This is a genomic window from Gemmatimonadota bacterium (genome assembly GCA_009692115.1).
Taxonomy (GTDB): Bacteria; Gemmatimonadota; Gemmatimonadetes; order Gemmatimonadales; family GWC2-71-9; genus SHZU01.
Genome location: SHZU01000004.1, coordinates 260,514 through 283,199, shown reverse-complemented (window position 1 = coordinate 283,199; position 22,686 = coordinate 260,514). Strand labels below are relative to the sequence as shown.

General features: G+C 65.9%; 28 protein-coding genes. 10 read left to right on the top strand and 18 right to left on the bottom strand.

Annotation, left to right across the window (positions count from 1 at the left end; genetic code table 11):
* The 5 genes from EXR94_07145 to EXR94_07125 all read left to right on the top strand — a co-directional run.
* A partial coding sequence (locus EXR94_07145; protein MSR02501.1) for a benzoyl-CoA-dihydrodiol lyase occupies positions 1 to 1,378 on the top strand: 1,378 nt, incomplete at its 5' end.
* 3 nt (positions 1,379 to 1,381) lie between these two features.
* Positions 1,382 to 2,830, top strand: a complete 1,449-nt coding sequence (boxB, locus tag EXR94_07140; GenBank protein ID MSR02500.1) for a benzoyl-CoA 2,3-epoxidase subunit BoxB — start codon at positions 1,382 to 1,384, stop codon at positions 2,828 to 2,830.
* 56 nt (positions 2,831 to 2,886) lie between these two features.
* Complete coding sequence (locus EXR94_07135) at positions 2,887 to 3,387, top strand: hypothetical protein (GenBank protein ID MSR02499.1); 501 nt, start codon at positions 2,887 to 2,889, stop codon at positions 3,385 to 3,387.
* Positions 3,384 to 4,778 (top strand): peptidase S41, encoded by a 1,395-nt coding sequence (locus EXR94_07130; protein MSR02498.1) that lies wholly within the window; start codon positions 3,384 to 3,386, stop codon positions 4,776 to 4,778. Before EXR94_07135 ends, EXR94_07130 begins: the two co-directional genes overlap by 4 nt.
* A 5-nt stretch (positions 4,779 to 4,783) precedes the next feature.
* Positions 4,784 to 5,338 (top strand): YaeQ family protein, encoded by a 555-nt coding sequence (locus tag EXR94_07125; GenBank protein ID MSR02497.1) that lies wholly within the window; start codon positions 4,784 to 4,786, stop codon positions 5,336 to 5,338.
* On the opposite strand, the gene EXR94_07120 is transcribed toward EXR94_07125, so the two are convergent.
* Positions 5,335 to 5,535, bottom strand: a complete 201-nt coding sequence (locus EXR94_07120; GenBank protein ID MSR02496.1) for a hypothetical protein — start codon at positions 5,533 to 5,535, stop codon at positions 5,335 to 5,337. The two genes, EXR94_07125 and EXR94_07120, sit on opposite strands and share 4 nt — an antisense overlap.
* Before the next feature lie 79 nt (positions 5,536 to 5,614).
* Here EXR94_07120 and EXR94_07115 point away from each other — a divergent pair, with 79 nt between their 5' ends.
* Positions 5,615 to 6,145 (top strand): hypothetical protein, encoded by a 531-nt coding sequence (locus EXR94_07115; protein ID MSR02495.1) that lies wholly within the window; start codon positions 5,615 to 5,617, stop codon positions 6,143 to 6,145.
* On the opposite strand, the gene EXR94_07110 is transcribed toward EXR94_07115, so the two are convergent.
* The 13 genes from EXR94_07110 to lysW all read right to left on the bottom strand — a co-directional run bounded on the left by EXR94_07110 (position 6,096) and on the right by lysW (position 15,559).
* Complete coding sequence (locus tag EXR94_07110) at positions 6,096 to 6,299, bottom strand: 4Fe-4S dicluster domain-containing protein (protein ID MSR02494.1); 204 nt, start codon at positions 6,297 to 6,299, stop codon at positions 6,096 to 6,098. The two genes, EXR94_07115 and EXR94_07110, sit on opposite strands and share 50 nt — an antisense overlap.
* A 206-nt stretch (positions 6,300 to 6,505) precedes the next feature.
* Entirely contained in the window at positions 6,506 to 7,276 is a 771-nt protein-coding gene (locus EXR94_07105; GenBank protein MSR02493.1) for a hypothetical protein, read from the bottom strand.
* A 651-nt stretch (positions 7,277 to 7,927) separates the two neighbouring features.
* Entirely contained in the window at positions 7,928 to 8,401 is a 474-nt protein-coding gene (gene paaJ, locus EXR94_07100) for a phenylacetate-CoA oxygenase subunit PaaJ (GenBank protein ID MSR02492.1), read from the bottom strand.
* 20 nt (positions 8,402 to 8,421) lie between these two features.
* The gene (gene paaI / locus EXR94_07095) at positions 8,422 to 9,171 is read right to left on the bottom strand and encodes a phenylacetate-CoA oxygenase subunit PaaI (protein MSR02491.1); all 750 of its coding nucleotides are present in this window, start codon (positions 9,169 to 9,171) and stop codon (positions 8,422 to 8,424) included.
* Positions 9,171 to 9,473, bottom strand: a complete 303-nt coding sequence (locus EXR94_07090) for a 1,2-phenylacetyl-CoA epoxidase subunit B (GenBank protein ID MSR02490.1) — start codon at positions 9,471 to 9,473, stop codon at positions 9,171 to 9,173. Before EXR94_07090 ends, paaI begins: the two co-directional genes overlap by 1 nt.
* A 19-nt stretch (positions 9,474 to 9,492) precedes the next feature.
* Positions 9,493 to 10,458, bottom strand: coding sequence for a 1,2-phenylacetyl-CoA epoxidase subunit A (locus tag EXR94_07085; GenBank protein MSR02489.1), 966 nt, complete (start codon positions 10,456 to 10,458; stop codon positions 9,493 to 9,495).
* 184 nt (positions 10,459 to 10,642) lie between these two features.
* Positions 10,643 to 10,846 (bottom strand): hypothetical protein, encoded by a 204-nt coding sequence (locus tag EXR94_07080; GenBank protein ID MSR02488.1) that lies wholly within the window; start codon positions 10,844 to 10,846, stop codon positions 10,643 to 10,645.
* Between the two features lie 71 nt (positions 10,847 to 10,917).
* Positions 10,918 to 12,126: an aspartate aminotransferase family protein gene (locus tag EXR94_07075; protein ID MSR02487.1), complete on the bottom strand. Its 1,209-nt coding sequence runs from the start codon at positions 12,124 to 12,126 to the stop codon at positions 10,918 to 10,920.
* Entirely contained in the window at positions 12,065 to 12,856 is a 792-nt protein-coding gene (locus EXR94_07070) for an acetylglutamate kinase (protein MSR02486.1), read from the bottom strand. Before EXR94_07070 ends, EXR94_07075 begins: the two co-directional genes overlap by 62 nt.
* A gap of 14 nt (positions 12,857 to 12,870) precedes the next feature.
* Positions 12,871 to 13,509 (bottom strand): hypothetical protein, encoded by a 639-nt coding sequence (locus EXR94_07065; protein ID MSR02485.1) that lies wholly within the window; start codon positions 13,507 to 13,509, stop codon positions 12,871 to 12,873.
* Between the two features lie 3 nt (positions 13,510 to 13,512).
* A complete protein-coding gene (locus tag EXR94_07060) occupies positions 13,513 to 14,547 on the bottom strand; it encodes an N-acetyl-gamma-glutamyl-phosphate reductase (GenBank protein MSR02484.1) in 1,035 nt (344 codons plus the stop codon).
* Positions 14,547 to 15,389, bottom strand: a complete 843-nt coding sequence (lysX, locus tag EXR94_07055; protein ID MSR02483.1) for a lysine biosynthesis protein LysX — start codon at positions 15,387 to 15,389, stop codon at positions 14,547 to 14,549. Before lysX ends, EXR94_07060 begins: the two co-directional genes overlap by 1 nt.
* 2 nt (positions 15,390 to 15,391) lie before the next feature.
* On the bottom strand, positions 15,392 to 15,559 hold the full coding sequence (gene lysW, locus EXR94_07050) for a lysine biosynthesis protein LysW (GenBank protein ID MSR02482.1): 168 nt from the start codon (positions 15,557 to 15,559) through the stop codon (positions 15,392 to 15,394).
* Positions 15,560 to 15,673: 114 nt separating this feature from the next.
* On the opposite strand from lysW, the gene EXR94_07045 reads away from it, so the two are divergent.
* The gene (locus EXR94_07045) at positions 15,674 to 16,321 is read left to right on the top strand and encodes an aspartate kinase (GenBank protein ID MSR02481.1); all 648 of its coding nucleotides are present in this window, start codon (positions 15,674 to 15,676) and stop codon (positions 16,319 to 16,321) included.
* Positions 16,322 to 16,333: 12 nt separating this feature from the next.
* Here the strand turns inward: EXR94_07045 and EXR94_07040 are convergent, their stop codons facing one another.
* From EXR94_07040 to hpaB, 3 genes are read right to left on the bottom strand one after another with little or no spacing between them, the layout of a single operon-like run.
* Positions 16,334 to 16,870 (bottom strand): flavin reductase, encoded by a 537-nt coding sequence (locus tag EXR94_07040; GenBank protein ID MSR02480.1) that lies wholly within the window; start codon positions 16,868 to 16,870, stop codon positions 16,334 to 16,336.
* Complete coding sequence (locus EXR94_07035) at positions 16,867 to 17,844, bottom strand: phosphoglycerate dehydrogenase (protein MSR02479.1); 978 nt, start codon at positions 17,842 to 17,844, stop codon at positions 16,867 to 16,869. Before EXR94_07035 ends, EXR94_07040 begins: the two co-directional genes overlap by 4 nt.
* Positions 17,841 to 19,319 (bottom strand): 4-hydroxyphenylacetate 3-monooxygenase, oxygenase component, encoded by a 1,479-nt coding sequence (hpaB, locus tag EXR94_07030; protein ID MSR02478.1) that lies wholly within the window; start codon positions 19,317 to 19,319, stop codon positions 17,841 to 17,843. The genes EXR94_07035 and hpaB overlap by 4 nt, the downstream gene beginning before the upstream one ends.
* A 118-nt stretch (positions 19,320 to 19,437) precedes the next feature.
* Between hpaB and EXR94_07025 the strand changes: the two genes are divergently transcribed.
* The 3 genes from EXR94_07025 (at position 19,438) to EXR94_07015 (ending at position 21,617) form a co-directional block, all read left to right on the top strand.
* Positions 19,438 to 20,100, top strand: coding sequence for a GntR family transcriptional regulator (locus EXR94_07025; protein ID MSR02477.1), 663 nt, complete (start codon positions 19,438 to 19,440; stop codon positions 20,098 to 20,100).
* Between the two features lie 32 nt (positions 20,101 to 20,132).
* On the top strand, positions 20,133 to 20,888 hold the full coding sequence (locus tag EXR94_07020; GenBank protein MSR02476.1) for an enoyl-CoA hydratase/isomerase family protein: 756 nt from the start codon (positions 20,133 to 20,135) through the stop codon (positions 20,886 to 20,888).
* A gap of 93 nt (positions 20,889 to 20,981) precedes the next feature.
* Positions 20,982 to 21,617 carry a porin gene (locus EXR94_07015; GenBank protein MSR02475.1) on the top strand — a complete coding sequence of 212 codons (636 nt, stop codon included), beginning with the start codon at positions 20,982 to 20,984 and terminating at the stop codon, positions 21,615 to 21,617.
* A gap of 4 nt (positions 21,618 to 21,621) precedes the next feature.
* Here the strand turns inward: EXR94_07015 and EXR94_07010 are convergent, their stop codons facing one another.
* Positions 21,622 to 22,626 carry a glycosyl hydrolase gene (locus EXR94_07010; GenBank protein MSR02474.1) on the bottom strand — a complete coding sequence of 335 codons (1,005 nt, stop codon included), beginning with the start codon at positions 22,624 to 22,626 and terminating at the stop codon, positions 21,622 to 21,624.
* Positions 22,627 to 22,686 lie beyond the last annotated feature (60 nt).

Here is a 22,686-nt window from a genome sequence, read left to right as displayed (position 1 = left end):
CGCCGGAGCCAACATCCGGATGCTGAGCCAGTCGAGCCACGGCCACAAGGTGAACTTCTGCAAGTTCACCAACGAAACCCGAAACGAAATCGAAGACGCCAGCGAATCCAGCGGCCAACGCTACCTCGCGGCCGTGAGCGGCCCGGCCGCCGGCGGGGGCTATGAGCTGGCCCTGGCCGCCGATCATATCATGCTGATCGACGACCGGAACTCCTCGGTATCGTTTCCGGAAACTCCGCTGTTGGCAGTCCTCCCCGGCACCGGGGGCTTGACCCGGATTACCGACAAACGGAAGGTCCGCCGCGACTTGGCCGATGTCTTCTGTACCCTCGAAGAAGGGGTTCGGGGCAAGAAGGCCGTTGACTGGCGGTTGGTCGACGAGGTGGTGCCGAAGTCGAGCTGGCAGGAACGCGTGCTGGCCCGCGCCCACGCGATGGCCGAAGAATCGGACCGGCCCGCGACCGGCGCCCGTGCGCGGCTCACGCCGTTGAACCGGGTCATGGGCGACGATCGGATCGACTATCCGTCTGTTGGCGTGGAGATCGACCGAGCTCGCCGTCTGGCCCACGTGACGATTCGCGGCCCGATGGCGCCGGTGCCAGGGGCGGTCGAAGCGGTCGACACGTTCTGGCCCCTGGCCTGGGCTCGTGAACTCGACGATGCCATCCTCCATCTCCGATTCAACGAGCCGGAGATCGGCCAGTTGGTGTTCCATACCGTGGGCAGCGCGGCAGCGGTCCTTCAGTACGACGAGTTCCTGGAGGCCCACCAGCACGACTGGTTCATCCGAGAAGTCCGGCTGTTCATCAAGCGGGTGCTCAAGCGGGTGGACCTCACATCCCGCACTTTGGTCGCGCTGATCGAGCCGGACAGCTGTTTCGCGGGCACTTTGGCCGAAATCGCCTTCGCCGCCGACCGCTCCGCCATCCGCGACGGCGGCGCGCCCAAACCCGCACTGGTTCTGTCGCGGCTCAACTTCGGTGCCTACCCGATGAGCAACGGTCTCACCCGTCTGGCCACCCGTTTCCTCGGCGAGCCCGAGAGCGTGACGCGGGCCGAGGGCCTGGTCGGCGCGACCCTCAACGCCGAAGCGGCCGCCGAGGCCGGACTGGTCACCTTCGTCTACGACGACACCGATTGGTCCGATGAAATCCGGATCATGCTGGAGGAGCGGGCCAGCTTTTCGCCCGACGCGCTGACCGGCATGGAGGCCAACCTCCGGTTCGGCGGGCCCGAAACGATGGAGACCAAGATCTTCGGCCGGCTCACCGCCTGGCAGAATTGGATCTTTCAACGCCCCAACGCCGCCGGCGACGACGGCGCGCTCAAACGATACGGTACCGGCATTCAGCCCAGCTTCGACCGCAAGCGAGTGTAACCCATGATTGATGAGACTACAGTCGACTACGACGGATTGATCCCCAACAATGTCGGCTTGAGCAGCGACGAGCGGGTCAAGAAAGCCCTGGAGAAATGGCACCCCGGCTACATCGACTGGTGGATGGGCATGGGGCCCGAGGGCTTCCAGGAGTCACTGGTGTACCTCCGGACCGCCATCGGCGTCGGGGCCAACGGCTGGGCCCGGTTCGACTACGTCAAGATGCCGGAGTACAAGTGGGGCATCTTGCTGGCCCCCCAAGTGCCCGACCGGCGGGTTCCGTTCGGCGCCAACCTCGGCGAACCGGCCTGGCAGGAAGTGCCCGGCGAGCACCGCGCCATGCTCCGGCGGCTGATCGTGATCCAGGGCGACACCGAGCCCGCCTCCGTTGAGCAGCAACGCCACCTCGGCAAGACCGCGCCCTCGCTCTACGACCTCCGGAATCTCTTCCAGGTCAACGTCGAGGAAGGTCGCCATCTCTGGGCCATGGTGTACCTGCTCCAGAAGTATTTCGGGACCGATGGCCGCGAGGAGGCGGAGGACTTGTTGAAGCGCCGCTCCGGCGACGCCGATTCACCGCGGATGCTCGGCGCCTTCAACGAGGCCACGCCCGATTGGCTGTCGTTCTTCATGTTCACGTTCTTCACCGATCGGGACGGGAAGATGCAACTCGAGGCCTTGGCGCAGTCGGGCTTCGATCCGCTGTCGCGCACCTGCCGGTTCATGCTCACCGAAGAGGCGCATCACATGTTCGTGGGCGAGACCGGCGTGGGCCGGATCGTGCAGCGGACCTGCGAGGCGATGAAGGCGGCCGGCATCGACGACCCCTCCGACATCGAGCGGGTCCGAAGCCTGGGCGTGATCGACCTCCCGACCATCCAGAAGAAGGCCAACCTCCACTTTTCGCTCACCCTCGATCTCTTCGGGGCCGAGGTGTCGACCAACGCGGCCAATGCCTATCACGCGGGGATCAAGGGCCGGTATCGGGAAGACAAGCTCGACGACGATCACCGGCTCGAGCACGCCACCTATCCGGTGCTCCGGCCGGTCGACGGCAAGATCCTGACGATGGAGGTTCCGGCGTTGTCGGCGCTCAACATGCGGCTCCGGGACGACTACGTGAACGATTGCCAGAAGGGAATCGACCGGTGGAACCGGGTCATCATGAACACCGGGATCGAGTTCCAGATCCGGTTGCCGAGCGTGGCGTTCAACCGGAAAATCGGCGAGTTCAAGAACGTGGCGGTCGACTTGGAGGGGCGGTTGGTGTCGGAGGCGGACTGGATGGCGCGCCGGGATTCGATGCTGCCGAATGGCCAGGACCAGGCCTTCATCGAGCACCTAATGAGCCAGCCGGTCATGGACATCGGTCAATACGCGGGGTGGATTGCGCCGCCGCGGGTCGGGATCGACAATCGTCCCGGCGATTTCGAGTACGTCAAGATTGCCTGAGCGGGTCAGCCGGCGGGTGTCGTCCCGGTGCTCTGGACCATGCCTATATTCAGCCCATGACGACACTCACCAGACTCGCCGGGGCCCTGGTAGGCTTGGGATCCTTGGCCGGATGCCGCCCGGCTCCGACCGCGACGCCCTTCGACCCAGCCGCCCGGGCGGCCATCGCCGACACCGTCCGAGCGGTATCCAACGCGATGATCGTCGCGATGCGGGCCCGGCAGATCGATTCGGTGCTCGCCTTCTACGGCAAGACCACGGCCTATGTCGGCAACGGTGAAATCGGCGACTGGGGCGGGATCCTCCGCGGCGCGCCGCCCCGCTACGCGACCTACACCAAAGTCGAGTGCGCCTGGGGCGAGCCGTTCCGGGTCGACGTGCTGAGCCCCACCTCGGCCGTGGTCACCGCCATGTTCGATTGCACCAAAGCCGACACCAGCGGCAGAACCTGGCGAGAACTCGTGGCCCGGACCGAGGTACTGGCGCCGGAGGACGGCCGGTGGCGGATCGTGGCCGTCCATGAGTCGATCAAACCCGGAACCGGTGAGCTCCAATGAAGAAGCTCCTCGTTGGCATCGTTGCCCTGGCAGGAACCGCCTGCTCGAACCCGAAGGCGCCGGCGCCCCCGGCCCAGACCGGCCTCGAGGGTGCGTGGAAGTCCGACGGCTACGGGTTCGTGATCGTGGCCACGGGCGACTCACTCCAGGCGTACGAGGTCACGCAAACGACCTGTCTTCCGTCCTTCACGGGCCTGCGGCGCGCCGCCACCGACCCGGGAACCGAAGCCACCTATGAGAGCGACGGGCGGGTTCTGGCCGTTTCGGCGGGCCTCGACCCAAGCCAGAAGCAGCTGAAGAGCGACGGCGCGGCGTCGTACATGGTCCTCCGCCGGTTACCGACCCGCCCGGCGGTGTGCGACCGACCGACGCCCGATACCCCCGAAGGCAATTTCGAGGTCTTCGCCACCACGTGGGCCGAGCACTATATCCTCTTCGACGAAAAGGGCGCCGACTGGCCCGCCATCGTGGCGGCGGCCCGGGCCAACGTGACGCCGGCGACGACGCCGGAACAGCTCTTCGACATCATGCAGGGGATGATCGCCGGGCTCGAAGACGCCCACACGTTCATCGTGGCCGATTCAATCAAGCGGCGGTTCAGGACCTTGCGCGGCGGCACCGACCGGGTCGCGAAGAGCGGGATGGCTGACTTCCGGACCAAGGATCTGCCGTGGATTTTGTCCGTGACCGATCGACGACTCACGGGCGCGCTCCAGAAATGGTGCAATGATCAGGTTCAGTACGGCCACGTCGACGACTCGACCGGCTACCTCCGGATCCTGTCGGAGAGCGGGTACACCAAAGACGGGGATTTTGCTGCCGGCCTGGTGGCCTTCGAGGCGGCGCTCGATACGATCTTCTCCGATCCCGCGCTCACCGGATTGGTGATCGACGTCCGGATCAACTTCGGCGGCGCCGATCCCTACGGGCTGGCCCTGGCCTCTCGTCTTGCCACCGCGGAGTACGTGGCGTACGCGAAGGAGGCCCGAATCGATCCTGCCGATCGCACCAAGTGGACGCCCGGACAGGCAAGCGTGGTCCGGCCCGGCAGCCGGCCGGGCTTCAAGGGTCCGGTCGTCGAACTGATCGGCCCCCTGACGATCAGCGCCGGCGAAACCACGACCCAGGCTCTGATGGGACGAGCCCCGAAAGTCCTTCGCATCGGCGAGCCCACCCAAGGCGTCTTTTCCGACGTCTTGGGCCGGCGCATGCCTAACGGCTGGCGGTTCGGACTGCCCAATGAAGTATTCCGGACCGCGGACGGCAAGACGTTCGACGGGCCCGGGATCCCGCCCGACATCGCGGTCCCGGTGTTCGCGGACCGGGACCTCAAAGCCGGCCGGGATCCCGGTCTCGAGCGGGCGGTGGCCGCGCTTCGATCGGGCCGCTGAGCCGGATGGCACTCAGTTCGACGGTCTACACGTTCGACATCCAATTGGCCAACATGGACCGAGGGGTCTATGAGACGCTCGGACTCCGCGTCGCCTGTCACCCGTCGGAAACCGAGGAGCACCTGCTGACCAGAGTGCTCGCGTACTGTCTCGAGTTCACCGAGGGGATCGCTTTCTCGGCCGGGGTGTCCGACACGACCGAGCCCGCGATTACGGTGCGCGACTTGACCGGCGCCTGGAAGAGTTGGATCGAGATCGGCACCCCGGACGCCGCCCGGCTTCACCGCGCCAGCAAGGCGGCGCCCCGCGTCGTCGTCTACACTCACAAACAGCCGGCGACGTTGTTGAAGGCCCTGACAGGGGAACGGATCCACCGGGCCGAGGCGCTGGAGCTCTATGCGATGGACCGGGCGTTGATCGCCGAGTTGGCGGGCCGGCTCGAGCGGCGCCTTACGTTCGAGCTTTCGATCACCGAGCGGCACTTGTATCTGGGGATCGGTGGCGACACCCTGACCGGCGTGGTGGAACGGTTCACCATTCCCGGGCCGGACGGCCGTTAGGCCGCCACGATCGCCGCGCCCGACTCGGCTTCCGTTTGGGCGGCGGCGCTCAGGTCCTGGCGGCCGAACGCGATACCCATCCCCTCCAAGAACGTCTTCGGCAGAGTGCCCCCGGCAAAGATCCAGACGTAGTCGGCCGGCACCTGCTTGGCTTGGCTTGGCCTGGCCTTGGACGTTGAGGGTGGCCGACCCCTCACGAATCTCCGCTGGCTTCGAGTTGAACACCACCGATCGGGTCTTGGCCGCGATCATCTCCTGGAGCCGGACCTCGTTCCGGTGCTTGAGACGCTTGAACTCGGCCTGCCGATAAGAGATCGTGACCCGGTTGCCCTTCTGGACCGAAAGTCCCATCGCGGCTTCGACCGCGCTGTGACCACCCCCGACCACCAGAATCCGCTTGCCCTCGTAGGCTTCGGCATCGAGGAGGCTGTACATCACGTGGGGAAGCTCTTCGCCGGGGATGCCGAGCTTGTTGGGGGTACCGCGGCACCCAATCGCCATGAGCACCACCAAGGCATGGTATTCACCCTTGGCCGTCCGGACGGTGAAACGGCCCACCGAATCCCGGAGCACGGCCTCGACCGGTTCTTTGGTTCGCACGTCGAGCCCCCCCTTCTCGGCGGCGCCCGACCAGATGGCCAGGAGGTTTTCTTTGGTAATCTCACGTTTGGTGAGTTTCCCGTAGAGCGGAAACTCGACCGGGCTCGTCATCACCAGTTTCTGGCGCGGATACTTGGCCACCGTCCCGCCGAAATCTTCAGCTTCCAAGGTGACGAAGCGGAGACCACGCTCGGGTGCCCGGAGTGAACCGGACAGACCGGCCGCTATGCACCAACGCCGCCTTGCCACCGATGACCGCCAACACGTCACCTTCGGGGCACGCCGTGACGCACGCGCCGCAGCCAATGCAGTGGTCCACATTGATGGCCGGATGCTGGGCTCGGGGCCCATCGCCGCTCAATCCGGCCCGCTTGGCGGCTTCGACGGCGGCCTTTTCGGTGGTTCGCCGCTGCCGGACATGGCGCGCTCAAGGGCGGCCATCAGAAAGTGGCCTGCGCCGCCTGCCACAAATCGGAACCGGGGCCGCAGGGTACGACGCGAGTCATTTATCGGCCGGTGGCCTCGAAGTGCGAGGCCTGCCCCAGGAAATAGGGCCGGTACCCTGGTCTACTTGAGGGGTTTGGCCGCGCTGGCCGTCCTCTTGACCTCCTCCAACATCGCCCGGTGTTCCTGATACTCGGGCTTGGCCGTCTTGAGTTCGGCGTCATACTGGGCCACGAACGCCTGGTAGACCTTGGCCTGTTCGGCCTCGTTCTTGGTCCAGCGGGCCACCGCACCGCTCACCACATAGCTGAACAAGTGCTTGGGATCAGCCAGTTTGATCGAGTCGGCCTGGGCCTGAGCACCGGCCACGTCGCCGACGTGGAGCTGGAGCATGGCCAGGTGGTATCGGGCATCGGCGTCGACTTGGTCGAGCATACCGAACGCCGAGAGTGCCATCGGGGTGAATTGCTCCACGGTGGCCTGGTCGCCCTTCTGGGCCGCCTCGATGATTCGGGTATAGAGGCGGTCGAATCGCTGGCGCGGAGTCAGGTGACTGATGTCAGGCGGAGTCCCCGCAGGGCCCGCCACCTGCTCACCGGGCGCGCCCATCGGGGCCGCCGTGCCGGCCGATCGGAACAGGGTCGCGACCAAGGCCACCACCACCGCGCCACCCAACGCCCACGGAACGTACCGGCTCATCCCGCCACCGGCGGCCGCACCCGTAAGCGAGGTGCCGCAGGCGGCACAAAACTGGGTACCTGCCGGCGAACCGTGCCCACAGCGGGGACAGGCTCGCGACGCCGCGGCGGCTCCGGCAGAGGTGCCGCACTGGGAACAGAACTTTCCCGCGACGGCACCGCCGCAGGAGGAACACTTCATTTCGGGATTGGTCACGGCGGGCTCCTTAGAACCGATAGCTCAGACCCGCGTAGAGTAGTTCGGTGGTCGGGGTCAGGTGATCTCGTCCCCACTCCTTGGTGAAGTTGACGAGGCCGAACCAAGATCGCATCAGGAACACCTCGCCGTCTACCCCGCTCCACAACCGGTCGTCGGTCCGGAAATTGGGCTCCTGGCGGGTGCCGAGCGAAAACTCGAGGACAGTTCTGGTCGAAATGGGCCGCTTGGTGCGGCGGCGTGTTGGCTTGATCGAAGTTGACCAGATGGCCCAACACGCAGGTCTTCGACCGACCCGTGAAGATCTTGTCGCCGTGGCAGGCCTGACACGTCACCGCCTGGTGGGCCCCGGTCAGCGCAAAGTCGCTCTGGCTGTGGTCGAAACTGGCTCCCCGCCAAGTGGCCTTGCTATGACAGCCGGTACAAGAGGACGAGCCATCAGGCTCGGATCGCACGCCCTTGCAGTCCGAATCCGCCGGCAGCCCAATTATTCACCGGGCATTAATCCAGGAGGGCGATTTCGGCTTCAGCGGGTGCAGCTGGGGGCTGGCGGTTGGTGCCCCCAAAATTCACCGTAGATTTAGGGGGACTTTGGGGACGGAATTCGGTCGGTAATCTGCCAGGACGCCGGGCCCTGCACCTGAAGCCGGCTTAGATCGCCTTGAAGTGCTCGAACGGCTGGCGACACGCGTGGCAGACATGAATCGACTTGCAGGCCGTGGATCCGAACTCGCTCTCGCGCGAGGTATCGGATGACCCGCAGTACGGACAGGGCACCGTTTTCGTCGGACCGCCTAACGATACCAGCTGAAGGCCGTTCTCCGCCTTTCCCGGCGGAGCGATCCCATAGGCCCGGAGCTTCTCGCGGGCTTCCGGATTGATCCAATCGCTGGTCCACGGGGGGCTGAAGACCGTCTTGACCGTCACCTCAGTAAAGCCATGGCGCTCGAGCGCCTGGGCAATGTCTCGCTCGATGACCTGAGTGGCCGGGCACCCAGAGTAGGTCGGGGTCACCCGGACCGTCACCCGCGTCCCGTCGACCTCCGCCCCCCGGACGATGCCCAGGTCCACCACGCTGATGGCGGGCACTTCGGGATCGAGCACTTCCTTGAGGATCGCGAACACCCGAGCCTCGTCATTCGCGGTCACCACGTTGCGCCGGGGTGGGAGCGAGCCACGATCTGCATTTCGGCCAAGAGCCGGCCGAGATATTCGGTATGCCGGCCCTGGCGGCCGCTGACCATCCGGCCCGGGGTCGTCGGGACCGCGAGCGTAGCCTGCCCCATGACCTCGGCCACCATCGCGTCCCAGGGGGCCCGGAGACTGGCCGGCGAGGGGCCGTGGCCGGCGGCAACGGCGGCCCGGTCGGTGTCGTCTTCACCGAAGAACTCCACTGTCCAGGGCCACAACTCGTCGAGGGCACTTTGCGCCCGGCGGTGGCTTTCGTCGGTGCCCCCGCCGAGGCGGACCACCCAACCGCTGGCATGGCGAAGATGGTAGCGATTCTCCTTGCCCGCCTTGGCCGCGATACCGGTCAGATCCTGATGGGCTGACTTCGCCACGCCCTCGAGCAGGAAGTGGCTCCACGCCGAAAACAGGAACTGGCGCATCATGGTGAACGCAAAATCGCCGCGGGGCAATTCGACCAGTTGGAGGTTTCGAAACTCGGTCTCACCGCGCCAGTAGGCCAAGGCGTCCGCGTCGCGACCCACGCCTTCCACTTGGCCGGCCAACGTCAAGAAGAGCTGCGCCTGGCCGATCTGATCGAGGGCAATGTTGGCGATCGCGATGTCTTCTTCGAGAATCGGCCCATGCCCGCACCACTCGGCGTTGCGTTGGCCGAGGATCAGCCGATCATCACCCAAGCGGAGGAGGTATTCGAACAAAGCGGACATCAGAAGACCTTGATTCCTCGGGGCGTCTTGTAGAATTGGGGGTGGCGATACGGCTTGTCGTTGCCGGGGTCAAAGAACGGGCCTGCGTCGCCGGGGGCGGAGGCCACGATCGCAACGCTCGGCACGACCCAGAGGCTCACCGCTTCACCGCGTCGGGTATAGACGTCCCGGGCATTCTGCATCGCCACCTCGGCATCCGGGGCGTGGACACTCCCGGCGTGCTCGTGGGGTTTGCCGCCCGGCGGCTGAGTAAACACTTCCCAAAGCGGCCACTGGCCGGCACCGTTGGTTTCGGGGGTCATTGTCGTCGGGCCTCGTCGGTTAGGCGGCCTGACCGGCCGCCGGCTGCTGTTTGGCGGCGTAGGCCGCCGCGGCTTCGCGGACCCAGGCCCCTTCCTCGTGGGCCTTCCGCCGGGCGGCGATCCGCTCCCGGTTGCACGGGCCGTTGCCCGCGATCACCTGATTGAACTCCGCCCAATCGATCGGGCCGAACTCCCAGTTCTTGGTGGCCTCGTTGTATTTGAGATCCCCGTCGGGCAAGGTGAGCCCAATGGCCTGGGCTTGCGGCACCGTCATGTTCACGAACCGCTGGCGCAGATCATCGTTCGATTTGAGCTTGACCTTCCACTTGAGGAGGTCGGCACTGTTCGGGGAGTCCTTGTCGCTTGGGCCGAACATCATCAGCGACGGCCACCAAAACCGATTGACGGATTCCTGGACCATGGCCTTCTGCGCCGGGGTTCCCTTGGCCAAGGTCGCGCAGAGCTCGTAGCCCTGGCGTTTGTGGAAGTTTTCCTCTTTGCAGATCCGCACCATGGCCCGCGCATACGGCCCGTAGGAGGCGTGGGCCAGCATCGTCTGATTGACGATGGCGGCACCATCCACCAACCAGCCGATCACGCCCATGTCCGCCCATTGCAACGTCGGGTAGTTGAAGATGCTGGAGTACTTGGCGGTGCCGTACAGATACTGGTCCATCAACTCGGCCCGATCGGTACCGAGCGTTTCGGTGCCGCAGTAGATATAGAGACCGTGGCCGCCCTCGTCCTGCACCTTGGCGATCAGCGACATCTTCCGGCGAAGGCTCGGCGCCCGGCCGATCCAGTTGCCCTCGGGCAGCATGCCCACGATTTCGGAATGCGCGTGTTGGGACATCATCCGAGTCAACTGCTTCCGGTATTTCTCCGGCATCCAGTCTTTCGGTTCGACGGTTTCATCCCGGGCCAGCCGAGCGTCGAATGCGGCGAGGTTGGCGGACTCTTCAGCAGGTTTGGTTTCGGCGGCCATGGTGACACCCTAATCTGAGTGGACTGCTTTGGATCCAATCTAACCCGCCCCCTCTGAGGTGTCCAAACCTTTCTCCGGTATGGTTTTATGGTATCTTCACACAGGTCGGCGCTGCCTCCCCTCACTCCAAACATGGGCGACATGACGAATTCGAGACGCGAGTTCCTGGAACGATCGCTGGCCGTCACGGCGGGAGGGTTGTTGATACCAAAGCTTGGGATCCACACCAAGGTCCCGCCGGGCCCGACCGGAACAGGAGTTTCTTCCCGTCTCCGGACACGGCCACTTGGCCGGCGCCTTTGACGAACACCTCGGCCTTCGCCTTGGCCAGCGTGAACTTGTGGAGCGTCACCCCGGGTTGATTGGCGATCTGCTCCCCGATGAACACCGTGCCGGCCGGGCCGGCAATGGCGTAGGCGTAGTGACGGACCGGCAGGCCCAGCGGCCCGGCGCAACCCGTCAGGGATCGAGGGCGCTGAGAACCCGATCGAGCGCCTCAGTCGCGTGCGCGAGCTGGTCGGCGTCGACGACGAGCGGCGGCAAGAATCGAATCACATCCTCCCCGGCGGGAATGGCGAGCACGCCTTCCTTTTGGAGATGTTTCAGCGCCCGATCTCGATCGCCCCGGACCACAACGCCGACCATCAGCCCCCGGCCCCGCACCAGCGCGAGCCGGTCACTCTCGATCGATGCCAGCCGCGCCCGCCAGTCCTGCCCCAGGCGCTCGACGCCGGCCAGGAACTCGGCGGTCAGGACCGAGAGGGTCGCGAGCACGCCCGCCGCGGCCAGAGGATTTCCCCCGAACGTCGACGTGTGCACGCCCTTGGCTAAGCGCTCCGACACAGCCGGCGTGACCGCCGTGATCCCAACCGGGATCCCGCCGGCCAGCCCCTTGCCCAGACAGAGGATATCTGGCTCGACCCCCTCGCGCTCCGACTCCGTGAACCTGCCGGTCCGGCCGGCCCCGGTTTGGATCTCGTCGACGACCAGCAACACCTTCCGCGCCGAACAGAGATCCCGAAGGGCGCCGAGGTACCCGTTAGGCGGCACCACGATGCCACCCTCGCCCTGGATCGGCTCGACGATCACCGCCGCGGTGTCGGCGGTGATGGCGGCATCCACCGCCGCCACCGATCCAAACGGCACGTGGTCCACCGGCAGCAGGCATCCGTCGAACAAGGCCCGGTACTTTCCCGCGTGGGTCACCGACAGGGCCCCGAACGTTTTGCCGTGGTAACCGCCCGCACCGGCCACGAAGTGCCGCCGACCCGTGGCCACGATCGCGAACTTGAGCGCGGCCTCGATCGCCTCGGTGCCGGAGTTGAGCCAGCAGATCCCGGCGCCCGGCATCGGCAACCGATCCACGATCGCCATCGAGGCGCGGGCCCGGACGTCGCTCCCGAAGCTTCCATGCATCGTGACGACCCGGCCCAACTGCTCCGCCAGTGCCGCCGTCACCGCTGGGTGGCTGTGGCCCAAGAGGCTCGCCCCGTAGTTCGTCATGAGATCGAGATAGCGGGCCCCATCCCGGGTGAACAAATAGGCCCCTTCCCCCCGGACGAACGAGAGCCCCCGATTCGGGTAGAGCGCGATGACGGCCGGCCGGTCAGCCAATCCGCGTCCCCTGGCCGGCCAAGGCGTCGACCACTGGATGCGGAGTCCGGCCATCGGCGATCATCACGACGGGCGCGCCCTCGATGAAGAGTTTCTTCAACGCGTACAACTTCCGCTTGAAGCGACCGGTGGCCGCCGCCTCTAACCGCTCGAGTTCCGCCGGCGAGACCCGGGTCAACACCGATCCGGGGTCGTCGCGGTCCGCGAGCAAACCCGGCGCCTCAATCAGCTGCAGGATCCGGGCGGCTCGGACGACGCCCTGGAGGGCCACCACGACGTCATCGTTTTCGGCGTTGACCGCGGCGCCGGTCTCGTCGATCAACGGCACTGTGATGACGGGGGTGTAGCCATCCGCGAGCAACTGTCGGAGCAGGGGGCCGTTGACGCTGGTCGGTTTGCCGGATCGGTCGCGCACCAACAACGTCTTGGAACCCTCCCGGACCCGGACGCCCTTGTTGCGCGTTGCCACGACCAGGCGGCCGTCCATCCCGGTCAGGCCGATCGCGTTCCGGCCCTGCCGCTGGAGGTGCTCCACGATCCGTTTGTTGGCGAGCCCCGCATAGGCCATCATCAAGAGGTCGATGGTATCATCGTCGGAATAGACGCTGTCGTACCCCGACACCGAGGTGATGACCCGTTTGGTGCGGCCGAGCGCATCGGCCAACCGGTCGCGGAGGGCGTTGGCGCCGTGGACCACCACCACCGGCCCGGGCACGGCGGCCAGGTCGGCGGCGATACCCGGGAGGTTGAGGTCGGCACCGCCCCCGATTTTGACCAATAGCACCTCAGTCAACCCGGTCATGACCACTCCAACAGGTCGCCGTTGGCGATCGGTGTCCAACCCGACTCGGCGGCAAACGGCGCGGAACACACCGTCCGCCGCGTCCCGGCTTCTTTCTGGTACATCGTGAAGTAGTCGGGATCTTCGCTGAACCGCGACCCGATCCGGATCGTGTCGCGGTTGGCCACGACGAAATTCATGGCCCGGATGTATCCGGTGCGCCGGGTCACGACCCGGACCGCGCGTTCCAGGGCCGCCGTATCGGCGTCGCCCCCGAAACGGCGGATGACGTTGAACAGTTTCTCCGCTCCGATCCGTCCGGGGGCGGTGAAGCGCACTCCGCGGAGTTCGCCGTTGAAGGCAAACGCCACGTCACCGTCGACGAACGGCATGTTATTCTCGACCGCAATGCCCTCGTTGCGGAACGCGCTCCGGGCATGTGCCACCAGCACCCGGGTCGGGCCGAATTGATCGAGCCGGTCCTCCCAAATCGGCGTAATCGACCGATACGCCTTCCACGCCTCCCCGTCCCACCAGCTGCAACCCCACCCGTCGCCCTGAAATTCCTTACTCTCTCGGGCAATAGCCGCCAACGCCCGGAGTTGATCCGGCACGGGGAATGCCTCGACATCACGAACGGCCAGGAGACGGCACATTGGTCAGATCGGGTGGAGGCCTGGGAAGTCGAGGCCGGCGGTTTCCGGAAAGCCATGCATCAGGTTGAACGCCTGCACGGCCTGGCCGGCGGCGCCCTTCATCAGATTGTCGATCGCGCTCATCACCACGAGCCGGTTGCTATGGCGATCGCGCTCGAACCCGATGTCGCAATAGTTGGTGCCGGACAAGAGCTTCGGCTCCGGATATCGATGGACACCGTCGCGAGCCTTCACGATCCGAACGAACGGTTCGTCGCCATAGGCCTGGCGGTACACTCGCCAGATCTCCCGCTCGTCCAGCGGTTGGTTGAGGAAGACGTGGCAGGTCGCGAGGACACCCCGGACCATCTCGACGGCCGTGGCCGAGAAATGGATCTGGCCGGCGCCGAGCTCCTGGATCATCTCGGCGGCGTGCCGGTGCCCGGTGGGCCGATACGACCGGACGCAGCCGCTCCGCTCGGGATGATGGGTCGCCTCGGAGAATTCGGCCCCGCCTTCGCTGGACCCCACTTTGGCCTCGACGACCGTGGCATTCCGGTCGACCAGCCCGGCGGCAAACAACGGATGGAGACCGAGGATCGTGGCGGTGGCATTGCAGCCGGCGCTGGAAACCCAGGTAGCGTGGCGGATCGCTTCCCGGTGCAATTCCGGAATGCCATAGACGAACCGCGACAAGAGGTCGGGCCGCGCGTGGGCCAGGCCATACCATACCGGATACGCCGAGGCGTCGCGGAGCCGGAAGTCCGCGCTCAAATCGATCAGCTTGGGGGCCAGGCCCGCGTACCGTTCGATCGTCTCCATGGCCCGGCCGTGCGGCAAGCAGAGAAAAAGCAGATCGGCCGCCTCGAGGGTATCGACCGATCGGAAATCCAGACGGGAAACATTGCGAAGATTCGGATGCCGGTCGGTAATCGGACGGCCCGCATAGCGTTCGGACGTCACTTGGGTGACCTCAACAGACGGATGGCGGACCAGCAGCCGGACCAACTCGCCCCCGACGTACCCCGAGCCACCCACCACCGCCACCCGGACGGGCATCACGCGCCGGCCCCGCGTTGGAGGACGTAATCGACGATCAACGCCGGGATGTTGACGCCGGTCGGCGCCACACTGTTCTTGAATTCCATCGTGTAGTTGATCTCGTTGACCAAAAGGCCGTCGTCGGTCTCGAACAGATCGAGCGCCACGATCCCGCCGCCGACCGCCCGGGCCCCGGCCACCGCAATCCGGGCCAACTCGTCGGTGACGGGGCACACCGTGGCCTGCCCTCCCCGGGCCGTGTTGGTTATCCAATGGGGCGAGGTCCGATAGATGGCGGCCACGCACTGGTCCCCGATCACGAAGGCCCGAATGTCCCGGCCCGGCTTGGCGACGAAGCGTTGGATGTAGAAGATCGAGTGGTGATAGCTGCCGAGGACGGTCTTGTGTTCGAGCAGCGCCTCGGCGGCATCCCGGTCATTGACCTTGGCGAGCAGCCGGCCCCACGACCCGACCGCCGGCTTGAGCACCACCGGGTAGCCCATCTCCTCGATGGCGGCCAACGCCGACTCCGGCGTGAAGGCCACCCGGACTTCCGGCTGGGGCACCTGATGCTCTTGCAGCGCCACGGAGGTCAGCAGCTTGTCGCCGCAGGTCGTGGCCACGGCCGACGAGTTGACGCAGACGAGGCCCTGGCTCTCGAACAACCGGAGGGCATGGAGCGCCCGGGAGTGATTGATCGAACGCTCCATCACGACATCGACGTCGACCGGCGTTTGCCCCAGCGTGAAGGTGAGGACCCGGTCGTCGAGCAGCACGACCTCGGCGCCCCGGCGGGCGAACTCCTCCAGCAGCATCTTCTCTTCGAGACGAATCAGGGAATGCAGAAAGCCGACCCGCATCGCTATTGGCCCCAGTCCTCTGCCTCGGCCGGGGCTTCCCGGACCGCGGGAGGATCGAGGCTCGCCACTTCGAGTTCCGATCCGCATTCACGGCACCGCAACAGTTCCGACACCACGGCGTCAGGGGCCAGGGTCAGGGACGCGTCACACACTGGACAGGGTACCGACATCGTTGCCACTCCACGGGGATTCTGAGTGGAGACAAGTCTGCACTCTTCGTGGCTGCCCAACCAACTTTGAGAAGAAATTTGTGGCAAGAAGGAACAAAGTGTTAAATTCTACGAATGGACCGAATCAGCGATATCGTGGAGGACGAGATCCGCCGGACCCCATTTCTGGAGGCGGCTCTGATCGACGGCATCATCAATCATTCGGCGTTGGCCAGGCGGCTACGCCCCCGGATCGAGCGCCGGCTCCTCCGGAAGGCGAGTGTCGCAGCCATCATGATGGCGCTCCGCCGCCTGGGGACCAGAATCGGCAAGCGGACGGGGGGCCGGGCCCGGGCCGGGCCCGAGCTCGGTGAGCTGACGATCCGATCCAACCTGATGGAGTTCACGTTTCGAAACAGCCCGACGCTTCGCGCCAAGCACCGGCGGCTGCTTGGCCGCCTGGCCAACGCCCCGGAGGCGTTCGTCACCTACACCCAGGGCATCTCGCAGGCAATGCTGATCGTGAGCGCGGGATTGGAACGGGTGGTGGAGGAGTCCTTTGCCGGGGAGGCCCGGATTGCCACCCTTCGAAATCTCTCCGCCATGGTGCTCCGGCTTCCGCCGGCCGTCGTCAAGACGCCGGGCGCCTACTATCGGATCTTGAAGCAGCTCGCGTGGGAAAATATCAACGTGATCGACGTGGTCTCGACCTACACCGAGTTCACCCTCGTGCTCGACGACAGCCAAGTCAGCGCGGCCTTTGCCGCCCTCCGGGGACTTTGAGCCCCGTCACTACTACGGTTCGTGGAACAACCTGGCGGCCTCGGCCGGATCCAGGTCAGGGGCAGCCTCCCCCGGGCCGGTGTCGAGTCGTTGATAGCGCCGGTCGAAAAAAAGCAGGGGGTTCCGCGGCGCCACTCCAAGATGGGCCCCACCGACTTCGGCGATCACGACCAGATGGTCGCCGCCATCGGCCAGCGCCGTGACCCGCGCCGCCAAGGTCACGATGACGCCTTCGAGCCGCGGGACCTCGTTCCACGGCACGAATCGGTGCGGCGGCGGAGCGGGGTCCTTCCACGACCCCGCAAAGTAGGTTGACAGCGCGCCCTGATCCTCCCGGAGCACGTTGATCGAGAGCGCCGCCTCCGGAACCAACCGTGGCGCCATCCGGGCCTGCCGCCCCACGCAGATCACCACCAATGGCGGATCGAGCGACAAGGACGTGAACGACCCCACGGTCATGGCCTCGACGCCGTCGGGGTCCGCCATCGCGACCACGGACACACCGGTCGGATATTGGCTCATGGCTTGGCGAAAATCGGCCGCGTTCATGCCCGGTACACCACGTTGACCAGCGGCTCGCCCCTGGCAAACCGGTCGAGATTGGCGGCGATCGTGGCCCACCGCCGCTCGATCATGCCGGTAGTCCAGGCCGAAGAGTGGGGCGTCATCAAGACGTTCGGCAAATCCTGAAATCGAAACCGGGAGGGCGGCACGGTCAGATCGTCTCGGGTCGGGTACTGGTACCAGGCGTCGATGACGGCGCCGCCGATTGAACCGCTGAGTAGAGCTTCATACAGCGCCGCCTCCTCGATGATTGGTCCCCTGGACACATTGATCACGACGCCGGTCCGCTTCATCGTGGCCAGCCGTCGCCGGTCGAGCAAGCCCAACGTGTCCGGGGTCAAGGCACAGGTCACCACGACAAAATCGGCCCGCGCCAGCAGTTCGTCGAGCCGGTCCGGTCCGCCGATCCAGGCCACCCCGGGCTCCAGCGGTCCCGGCGTCCGCGTCGAGACGATCACCTCGGTGCCCATGGCCAGGGCCCGCGGGATCAACGCCCGGCCGATCTGCCCGAGCCCGAGAATACCCACGGTCTTGCCGGCCAACTCCTGCTGCAGCGGCGCTCCGGTCCGGCCCCCGAGGCGCCAATGCCCCTCGACCCGAAGACTCCGCTCCGCCTCGATGAATCGCGAGCACCATTGGAGCATCGCGAGGATCACGTATTCGGCAATCGGAACATCGTGACCGAACGCGTTGCACACTACCGCACCCGGCGGAAGGTAGTCGAGATCGATATCGTCATAGCCCGCGCCCCCGACATGCAGGAGGCCGAGGGCCGGGGCCGGCGGCATGCCGCGCTGGTATTTGAGCGTGACCATGGCTGGTGTCGTCCCCAACGTGGCCGCGACCTCGGCCATCGGCGCACCGTCCGGCAGTGGCACGAGTTCGAACGGCATGGTCACCAGACCCGCCAACCGCTCGCGTTGTTCACAGGCCAGCGTGCCCAGAAGGGCAACCTTCACTCGACGGCTCCGTCGACGGCGGCCCGTTTGAGAAATGACCGGATCCGGTCCATGTACTCGGTCCGGTCGTGGTTGGCGACCAAGACCCCGGCCATTCGCACTGGATCGCCGAAGAAATAGCGCTCATAGAGCACTTGGCGGTTGGCAAATGCCGAGATCGCCGTATCCCACGCCAAGCGAAACAGCGGAATTCGTTCCAGGGCGTCGAGCCGGGCGGCCTGGAAGTACCGGGCGATCTCCGGGGCCAGCGGTCCGTTGACGTCGGCTTCGGTGGGCATCGCCACGAGGCCGGAGGCCGCCAGTTGCTGGATGATCTCGATCATCCGCGGATAGAGCCGCGGATAGAGATTCCGGGCCGCATCGAGCGGGGCCCACGCCGGTCGCATCACCCCGTACTTGTCGATGGCGGCGCCGGTCTCCGCGGCCACCAAGAATGCCCGCATCGTTTCCAAATTGATCCAGATTTCGGCCAGCTTTTCCTGGACATGCTGGAAGGAATCGATGGCAATCGAGTCGACGATCAGCGAGGCCAGCCCGAGCAGGTACTCCGTCTTGGCAATGTTCTTGACCAGCACTTGGTGGGCCATGTTGGCCAAGGCGCCGGTCTCGGCGTACGCCGCGTTGCACCGGGGCACATCGCGGTACAGGAAGACCCGCTCCCACGGGACGAAGACATCGTCGAAGAACACCACCGCGTCCATCTCCTCGAACCGTGACGCCAACGGATGATCGTAGTGCGAGCGGCCGTAATCGGCGGTTTCCCGGCATTGGAACTTGAGCCCGGGCGCATCGGTCGGAAGACAGAGGGCGTAGGCGTAGCGCTGGTCCTCCTCGATGTTCCGAAGAAACGTCGAAGGAAAGACCATGATCTCGTCCGACACCGGCAGGGTCGCCAGCATCCGGCAACCGCGGATCACGATGCCGGCGTCGGTTTCATCCTTGACCTTGGCGGCCAGGAACGGATCGGCCTGCTGGGCCGCATGGACGGATCGGTTGGCCTGCGGACTGCTCAGCGTGTGGGTTAGACAGAGATCGTGATCGCGGACGTAGGCGTGGTAGGCCCGGGCGTTGGCGCCGAACCGGGGGTCGGTCTCGCCGAGAAACGCGGCGCCGGCCGCATAGCCGGTAATCGACCGGTTGATGTAGTCCGGGAGCCGTCCCATCATCCCGAGACTGTGTTGCGCCCACTGGCCCATCGAGCGGGACACGGCCTTCAACTCGGCCAGCGTCTTCGGAACCTGAAACGACCGCCCCACCTTGGCGCCGATATCGGGAGAGTCGAAGAGGGTGTCGTCCGGATTGGTCCACTGGAGGTCGTAGAGCCGGGCCAAGGTATGGACGCCCGCCCCGATGCCGGGCGCGGTGGTAGGATCCTCGATCCGCTCGCCGCGATGCCAGAGTGCCGGGGGGCGCTCCTTGAGCCGAGCCAGGAGTTGGGCCCCACGCCGGGCCCCGGTTGCGGGGGGGGTCTTCATCGCGAATCCTTTGTTGAACAACCAGATTATCAGCCCGCAACTGCCACCGCAAGTGTCTGTTAGATAAGGAGTAAAGTGATATTGCGATGTTCAACCAAGCTCAATAACTTCCGGCCTCATGGAACCACCTATCAGCATCGCTACCGGCCGCGCCGATCTCGTCGCCACGAAGCTGGCCGATCGGATCGCCCGCGGCACACTCGCCGCCGGCACGCCGCTTCCGGAAGTCGAACTCGCGGCGAGCCTCGGGGTGTCCCGCAACACTCTCCGGGACGCGATCAAGCGACTGGCGGAGCGAGGCTTGGTGCGGTTGGCCCCCCATCGAACGGCGGTCGTGGCCTCCCTCAGCCGGGCCGGCGTCATCGACCTCTATCGGGTCCGGCGGCTCCTCGAACTCGGGGCGATCGACGCCACCCGGGGCGCACCGCCCGAAACCTACCACGAGGTCGGCGCCGCCCTCGAGCGGTTGGTCGGCGTGACGGGCGCCGGTGGGGCTCAAGTTATCGACGCCGATCTCGGTTTTCATCGAGCCATCGTCCGGCTCCACCGGAGTCCCCGAGTCGAGCAGGCCTTTGCCGGGTGCCTTGACGAGCTGCGGCTCGGGCTGGTTTACCTCGACGGCCACTCGATGTCGCTGGCCGGGCTGGTCGACGAGCATCGGGCGGTATATCGATTCTTGACCCAGGGCCGCCACGACGAGTGCCGGGCCCTGTTGGCAGGCCATCTCGACGCCTCCGAGCGGCAGGTCCTCTCGGCCACCGGCGTCCGGAGCAACCCCTAACGAGCAACGGAGGTCGGGTGTCTGAGGATCCGATTCACGATGGACACGTCATCCGGACCACCGCGGACGGGATCGCCACGATCACCTTCGGCCATCCGAAGAGCAACTCCCTGCCCAGCGCCATCCTCAACCAGTTGGCGGAGGCGGTGGCCGCCGCGGGACAAGACCCCGGCGCCCGGGTCATCGTGCTCACGAGCACCGGCACCGGGCCGTTCTGCGCCGGGGCGTCGTTCGATGAACTCCGATCGATTGCCACTCCGGAACAAGGCCAGCGATTCTTTTCAGGATTTACCCGGGTGATCCTGGCCATGATCCGGTGCCCCAAGTTCGTCTTGGTTCGGGCCCACGGCAAAGCGGCGGGCGGCGGCGTCGGAGTCATCGCCGCGGCCGACTGGGCCATCGGCACGTCCGGATCGGCGGTCAAGCTGAGCGAACTCGCGGTGGGGATCGGGCCGTTCGTGGTGGGCCCGGTCATCGAGAAGAAAATCGGCCTCGGGGCCTTTGCCGCCATGAGCGTCGACGCCGATTGGCGGACCGCCGACTGGGCCCTCACCCACGGGCTGTATGCCGAGGTTGCTCTGAACGTCGAGGCCCTGGACGACGCGCTCGGCCAGCGGGCGCGGTGGCTGGCCGGATGCAATCCGGCGGCCATGGCCGAGTTGAAAAAGGTGTTTTGGGCTGGAACCGAGCGGTGGGATGAACTACTGGCCACCCGCGCCGGCATCAGTGGGTCTCTGGTCTTGACCGACGCGGCCCGGGTTGCGATTGACAGGGCAACCACTCGGTAAGCGGTCTAGCGATCGGGCGTCCACGGGGTATGTTTGCTCGGCACTCGGCACTCGGCCGAGCGCCGAGTCCGAGACCCCACCACCGAGGTCGCTGTGCGGAAGCTGCTGACTGAGTTTATCGGGACGTTTTTTCTGGTGCTGACCGTTGGGCTGACGGTGACGGCCGGGTCCGAGTTTACGCCACTTGCCTACGGCACGTCGGTGATGATCATGGTTTACATGGGCGGCCAGATCTCGGGCGGGCATTATAACCCGGCGGTGTCGCTGGCGGCCACCATCCGGGGGGCGTTGCCGGCGGGTGATTTCTTCCCGTATGTCCTGAGTCAGCTCGTTGGGGCAACGGCGGCGGCGTTCGTCGTCAACTTGATTACCGGGCAGACCTTTGCACCGGCGCCGAGTGCCAACGCGTCGAATCTGGCGGTCTTGTTGGTGGAAACCCTCTATACCTTTGCGTTGGCCCTGGTGGTCTTAACCACGGCCACTTCCAAGAAGACCCAGGGCAACTCGTACTATGGACTGGCCACCGGCATGACGGTGATGGTGGCGGCTTTTGCGGGCGGCGGGATCTCCGGTGGCGCCTTCAACCCGGCGGTCGGGATCGGCCCCACGCTCATCAATGCGACGATGAGCGGGGGCAGCTGGGGGGCGCTTTGGTTCTACGTCGTCGGCCCGTTGGCCGGGGGGGCACTCGCGGCGGCGGTCTTCACAATTCTGGACCCTGAAGCGTAGACCACTAGAACGTCACCTTCGCGATCCGGCCTTTCGGGCCGGAGATCCAGCCGGCCCCGGCCCGGCCGAATCCGATTCCCCAGTAGTCATTGCCGTCGAGGGTGCTCCAGGTCTTGCCGTTGTCGGCGGACCAGGCGGCGCCCTTCATACCGATCGCGACCACCGTCGTCGGGCGGGACTGCACATAGGCCAGCCCAAAAACCGCCCCGCTGAACGGGGGCCGGGCGCCGGCGGTCCAGGTGCGGCCCCCATCGGTCGTCACGGCCACGTTGTCGGAGAACTGGGTTGGCTTGGTGTAGTCGCCGCCCCCGGCCATCCCGGTCCGCGCATCCCGAAACACCAGCGTCGAAATTCCTTCGGACGCCCCGCCACGGAGCATCGGCGGTTCGAATGCCTCGGCTTTGTCCATGCCAAATCGAAGAACCCGGCCGGCCTTGGCAGTTCCGACCCAGACGCTTTGGTCCGGTTGCAGCACGACGCAGGTGCCGCTCGCCGCAAACGCGCCTTCGCCGTCAACCGCGCCAAGGGCGACGGCGCCCGGCGGCGTGTATGGAGCCCAGGTTCGGCCCCCATCCGTCGTCTTCAGCAGCGGAAAATGTCCGGCCACCGCGTCACCGACCACCACGCCGGCCAATCCATGGAAGTCGATGCAATCGAAAAAGCCTTTGGGGTCGGGATTGGTCCACGCCAGCGTCCAGTGGGCCCCGCCGTCGCTGGTGTGATAGAGGCGGGATTTGTCGCCGGGGCCGGCCGCCAGTAGCACTGCCCGATCGGCATCGAAGCCATGGACATCGCGGAACTCGAGCGAATCGGCGCCGGGTACAACGCCGGCCAGCCAGGTGGCGCCGCCGTCGACCGTCCGGGTGAAGGTGCCACCGGTGCCGCTGGCCCAGGCCACCCGGTCGGTGACCGCGGATACTGCCTGAAGCCGAACGGTGGTGCCGGAATTCTGCTGCTCGATCGAAGGGGCCTGGGACACCAAGGCCGCGAGTACGATCAGATGCGTCATGAGGAATCCTCCCGAGTGAACAATCGCCGCGACGGATCGTGCGGAGCAAGGTGCCGGTCG

Coding starts and splice junctions, on each gene's coding strand:
- EXR94_07045 (MSR02481.1), top strand. CDS start 15,674: ATGGACCGAATCAGCGATATCGTGGAGGACGAGATCCGCCGGACCCCA.
- boxB (MSR02500.1), top strand. CDS start 1,382: ATGATTGATGAGACTACAGTCGACTACGACGGATTGATCCCCAACAAT.
- lysX (MSR02483.1), bottom strand. CDS start 15,389: ATGCGGGTCGGCTTTCTGCATTCCCTGATTCGTCTCGAAGAGAAGATG.
- EXR94_07060 (MSR02484.1), bottom strand. CDS start 14,547: ATGCCCGTCCGGGTGGCGGTGGTGGGTGGCTCGGGGTACGTCGGGGGC.
- EXR94_07125 (MSR02497.1), top strand. CDS start 4,784: ATGGCACTCAGTTCGACGGTCTACACGTTCGACATCCAATTGGCCAAC.
- EXR94_07025 (MSR02477.1), top strand. CDS start 19,438: ATGGAACCACCTATCAGCATCGCTACCGGCCGCGCCGATCTCGTCGCC.
- EXR94_07010 (MSR02474.1), bottom strand. CDS start 22,626: ATGACGCATCTGATCGTACTCGCGGCCTTGGTGTCCCAGGCCCCTTCG.
- EXR94_07085 (MSR02489.1), bottom strand. CDS start 10,458: ATGGCCGCCGAAACCAAACCTGCTGAAGAGTCCGCCAACCTCGCCGCA.
- EXR94_07040 (MSR02480.1), bottom strand. CDS start 16,870: ATGAACGCGGCCGATTTTCGCCAAGCCATGAGCCAATATCCGACCGGT.
- EXR94_07130 (MSR02498.1), top strand. CDS start 3,384: ATGAAGAAGCTCCTCGTTGGCATCGTTGCCCTGGCAGGAACCGCCTGC.
- EXR94_07065 (MSR02485.1), bottom strand. CDS start 13,509: ATGTGCCGTCTCCTGGCCGTTCGTGATGTCGAGGCATTCCCCGTGCCG.
- EXR94_07090 (MSR02490.1), bottom strand. CDS start 9,473: ATGACCCCCGAAACCAACGGTGCCGGCCAGTGGCCGCTTTGGGAAGTG.
- lysW (MSR02482.1), bottom strand. CDS start 15,559: ATGTCGGTACCCTGTCCAGTGTGTGACGCGTCCCTGACCCTGGCCCCT.
- EXR94_07075 (MSR02487.1), bottom strand. CDS start 12,126: ATGGCCGGACTCCGCATCCAGTGGTCGACGCCTTGGCCGGCCAGGGGA.
- paaI (MSR02491.1), bottom strand. CDS start 9,171: ATGTCCGCTTTGTTCGAATACCTCCTCCGCTTGGGTGATGATCGGCTG.
- hpaB (MSR02478.1), bottom strand. CDS start 19,319: ATGAAGACCCCCCCCGCAACCGGGGCCCGGCGTGGGGCCCAACTCCTG.
- EXR94_07135 (MSR02499.1), top strand. CDS start 2,887: ATGACGACACTCACCAGACTCGCCGGGGCCCTGGTAGGCTTGGGATCC.